Annotated in this window: 4 protein-coding genes; 3 read left to right on the forward strand and 1 reads right to left on the reverse strand. The window is 47.1% G+C overall.

Features of this window, described 5'->3' with window-relative positions:
* Positions 1–293: 293 nt before the first annotated feature.
* Entirely contained in the window at positions 294–1,637 is a 1,344-nt protein-coding gene (locus ABGY95_RS05060) for an LptF/LptG family permease (protein WP_347440611.1), read from the reverse strand.
* A 95-nt stretch (positions 1,638–1,732) separates the two neighbouring features.
* Between ABGY95_RS05060 and ABGY95_RS05065 the strand changes: the two genes are divergently transcribed.
* From ABGY95_RS05065 to ABGY95_RS05075, 3 genes are all read left to right on the forward strand, one after another.
* The gene (locus ABGY95_RS05065; RefSeq protein ID WP_347440612.1) at positions 1,733–2,563 is read left to right on the forward strand and encodes a rhomboid family intramembrane serine protease; all 831 of its coding nucleotides are present in this window, start codon (positions 1,733–1,735) and stop codon (positions 2,561–2,563) included.
* Positions 2,563–3,390: a nucleoside triphosphate pyrophosphohydrolase gene (gene mazG / locus ABGY95_RS05070; protein WP_347440613.1), complete on the forward strand. Its 828-nt coding sequence runs from the start codon at positions 2,563–2,565 to the stop codon at positions 3,388–3,390. The genes ABGY95_RS05065 and mazG overlap by 1 nt, the downstream gene beginning before the upstream one ends.
* A gap of 70 nt (positions 3,391–3,460) precedes the next feature.
* A partial coding sequence (locus ABGY95_RS05075; RefSeq protein WP_347440614.1) for a PAS domain S-box protein occupies positions 3,461–4,188 on the forward strand: 728 nt, incomplete at its 3' end.

Consider the following 4,188-nt stretch of genomic DNA (forward strand, 5'->3'; position numbering starts at 1 on the left):
AACGAAGCCCTGCGCAGAAAGTCTTTCCAGCCCGAAGGGTGGCTATCGACAAAACGAGCTATGCTCGCAAATTTAAAGAATCAATAACTCACACACCGACAACGGGAGTTGCCGGAGGTGCCCTTAAGTATATTGATCAATAAATGTAGATTTTTAATTTAATTTATTGCTTCTTGTTTTGTAATTTTCCTTTCAGATTTTTTGACTGATTTCCTTTGCTTTCAAGGTTCTCTTAATCCTAGGTGTTCCGGGATTCTGTTGGTGCTAGTCTCTATCTAATCTGTTTTTGCTTTTTACGATGCGAACCAGTTTTTGACTGTTTGGTATATCGGCTGGCCAGTCATACGTCTGTGGAATAGAATTAGTGCGACGAATGTGAAAAGGATGTTTGTGGCCCATGCCGCTACAATTGGCGGCAGGTGACCAGATTCGCCTAGTGTAGGGAAGACTGTGGAGCTGAAAATCATACCAGCGCAAAGGAAGATGGCTACTGCAACTCCGCCGCCCACTCCTCGGCGGTTAAATACAATTCCCAATGGAGCTGCAAGCATGATGGTGATCATGCATATGAAGGGGTGAGCAAAACGATAGTGCCAGTGAGTGAGGTAGGAGCGCTTATCGGAGAGAGGGTGGTCTCGGTGGTTAGAGAGCCAACTTGTAAGCCCAGGAATTCCCATAAAGGGTGGTTTTAGGCCTGGGTTGATAATTTGATACGGAGTTTCAGGCCAATCGAAAGTGAGGTTGTCTTGGTGTTTGGTGACCTGTTCGTTGCCTTGCTTGAATGTGAAAACTAGGGGGGATTTCAATTCCCAGACTCGTTTATCTAGTGACCATGAGGCAGACTCCGTGATGATACGCTGGATGACATGATTCTGCTCATCAAGGACTGAAATGCTAACGGACTTGAGTGGTTTCCCGTGTTGGTGTTCCGCTGGGAATGCTCCGACATACCAGTGACGTGTGTCATCTACGTTTTGGTAGGCCACGTGCCGAGCTTCACTGGCTGCGATGCCGCGGGCTTCTTCAAGAATACTTTTTTCTTGGCTGTCCGCGTATGGAGCCCAATGGTAGCTAAAGATTATACATAGCAATGTGCAGAGGAAGCCAAGGCCTATGAGTGGTGCGACGATGCGAGTGACGCTTCTGCCGGTTTGAATCATTGCCACGATCTCTTGATCTTTAGACATTTTCCCTAGAGCCCAGAGCAGGGCCAACATGAGGGAATAGGGGAGAACAAACACAAGTAACGAGGGCAACTTGATGAGATAGTGCCTCCCCATGAGCCACATCATTTGATCATTTTCTTTGAAGTCAGAGAGATTATCCTGGATATCTTCGAGGAACATCACTATGAATAATGCCCCAAAGCATATAGCAAAGGCATTGACGAAAGCCTTGATAGTGTAGCGGTCTAGTGTGTCGGATAGGCGGTAGATAACCGAGGCAATAAAGGGGATGAAGAAGGTTAGTCCTAGTAGCCATGGACGAAGCTGATAAGCTGGAACCACTGAATTCGGATAGCCTATGATTTGTTGTTTGACAGCAGCATTTTCAATAGGACACAGCAAATAGGTGGCGACTGCTCCTAGAAGAAATAGGATGGTGGGCCAGATTAGATTACTGAGAGCCTTGGGCATGCGCTCAATGTGTGCTTGAAGCCCGCGAACTGCAATCCAAAAGGCGCTTTGATTTCATTTGCAGTAAGTGGTGTCCATGCTATGTGTACTGCCGAATGTTTAACAATAGAACAGGGAATCAAACGAGTAGCCGATTTGCCGGAGCCCCCGTGACCAAATGGCTTCTTATCTGCAATGTTGCTATCTACGTGTTAGATATTTTTGGGGTCGGAGCGAATAGTTTTCGTCTCAGACCATACGGAGCATTCGAAATTACTGCGTGTTTTGATCTTCACCAATATTGGAGATTACTGAGCTTTCAGTTTCTCCATGGAAGCCCAATGCATTTACTTTTTAATATGTATGCCATCTATATGTTTGGGGGGATGGTTGAGCGCGTATTAGGATCTAAAAGGTTCTCTGCATATTATCTCCTTTGTGGTGTGGGGGGAGCCTTGTTTTACTCTTTATTAGCAGTATCTGGTTGGTTGGAGGTGAACGGACTTGTCGGGGCGTCGGCTGGTATTTTTGGTATTTTAGTGGCACTAATCGTGATAGCTCCAGATATGCAGGTTATGTTACTTTTCCCACCAATTCCGATGAAAATGAAAACCTTCGGAATCTTTATCTTAGGTATTGGCATCTACACAGTGCTCACCACAGGTAATAATGCAGGTGGCGAAGCCGGGCATTTAGGGGGGGCGTTGTTGGGCTTTGTGCTGATGAAGAACCCTAAGTGGCTGAACTGGGTAGATGGCCTAGACGTGAAGCGAGTGACGGCACATGGTCCTAAGACGCACTACCAGCCTAAAATTAGACCGCGGACGGCAGTGAACATGGAGAGTTCTGAGGTAGATCGTATTTTAGATAAAGTCACGCAGAATGGTATCCATTCTCTATCCGAGGAGGAACGTGCCACCTTGCTACGTATTTCTAAGAAGGACTAATGATGAACGATACTGAGATGGTAGAGTGTGCGGACTCAGCGCGCCAGATGGAGCGATTACGCGAAATTATGCATCGATTACGAGCTCCGGGAGGGTGCCCGTGGGATGCTGAGCAGACGCATGAGAGTATTGTACCTAACTTAATCGAGGAAGCCTACGAGACTGTCGATACGATCAAGCGGGGAGATATTGAGCATATGCGGGAAGAGTTAGGTGACCTTCTTCTCCAAGTAGTGTTTCATAGTGAAATAGCTGAGGGAAATGGCCACTTCAACTTCGACGATGTGGCCCGTGGGATTTCAGATAAATTGGTAAGACGTCATCCACATGTGTATGCCGAGAAAGTAGTGGAGGACACTGACGGAGTACTGAAACAATGGGATGCGATAAAACGTCAGGAAAAAGGTGCGGAGTCACACCCTTATTTGTACGGTGTGGGGGAAGGCCTACCGGGCTTGTTGAAAGCAGCTAAATTACAGAAGAAAGCAAGTAAGATCGGTTTCGATTGGCCTGATGCGCGCTCGATCATTGAGAAAGTTCACGAAGAACTCGACGAGGTAGTTAAAGAGCTCAGTGAATACGAAAATACTGGAGTTGTGAGTAAGGAGTTAGAGTCTGAGATCGGGGATTTACTTTTTGTGGTAGTCAATTTAGCTCGTAAGCTCAAGGTCGATCCAGAAGTCGCAATCGACCTGACCAATAACAAATTCGTAAGACGTTTTTCAGTGGTCGAAAGCAGGCTGAAAGAACGAGGAGTTGAACTCGACGCAGCAACTTTAGCTGTCATGGAAGAAGAGTGGATAGCAGCAAAAAAATTAGATCTGTGAAGGAAGCCTCTTGGTTGGATGCAATCTTGTTGCTTTTTGCTAACAATTTTGACTTTATAAGAAGTTAGAGATGCATAATTCCTTCCAAGCGACTTTAGATCTGGTGCTGAAAGCCTCCAATGAGGGAATATGGGACTGGAATGTTGGAGAGGATTCGATCTATTACTCTGACCGGGTCTATCAGTTCTTGGGCTGTGAAAAAGAGGATGCTCCAAATATACTCAAGCACCCTGAAAGTATATTAGTTCCGGAGGATGCCGCCTATTTGCAGAATGTTTTGGAACTCTGCTTGATGGACGAGGACGAGGAACTCTTTGCTGTCGATTGCAGGGTCATACGTCCTACAGGAAGCATTGCCTGGCTACGCGTTCGAGGTGTTGTGGTACGAGAGAATGGTGTGGCTGCACGCTTAGTTGGATCCATGATCGATATTTCTAAACGAAAGCACGCTGAAGAATCTCTAGCCGAGGAGCGATCCATGCTACGGTTAGTGGTAGATAATGTCCCAGTTCAAGTGTATTTTAAGGATGTTCACTCACGGTTTACGTTGGTAAATAAAAGGCAAGCCGAGTGGGTCGGTGGCACGCTGCACCTCAGCGTGGCGCCGGTCCAGGACGACCCCGACGCATGGACGACCTTTCAACTCGACAGCGCAGATGTTGAGTCCTGGAAGATCGACGGCGCCGATGAGGCAACTGTTCGAGTCTTTGCAGGAGTTGCCACGATCCGGGTTCGGTTCATTCCGAACATCCCCGGGCGTCTTTTCCGCCGTCGTGCTGCCGATTCGCACGTTCAGAA

This window comes from Rubritalea sp. (assembly GCF_039830215.1).
In the GTDB taxonomy this organism is placed as follows: domain Bacteria; phylum Verrucomicrobiota; class Verrucomicrobiia; order Verrucomicrobiales; family Akkermansiaceae; genus Rubritalea.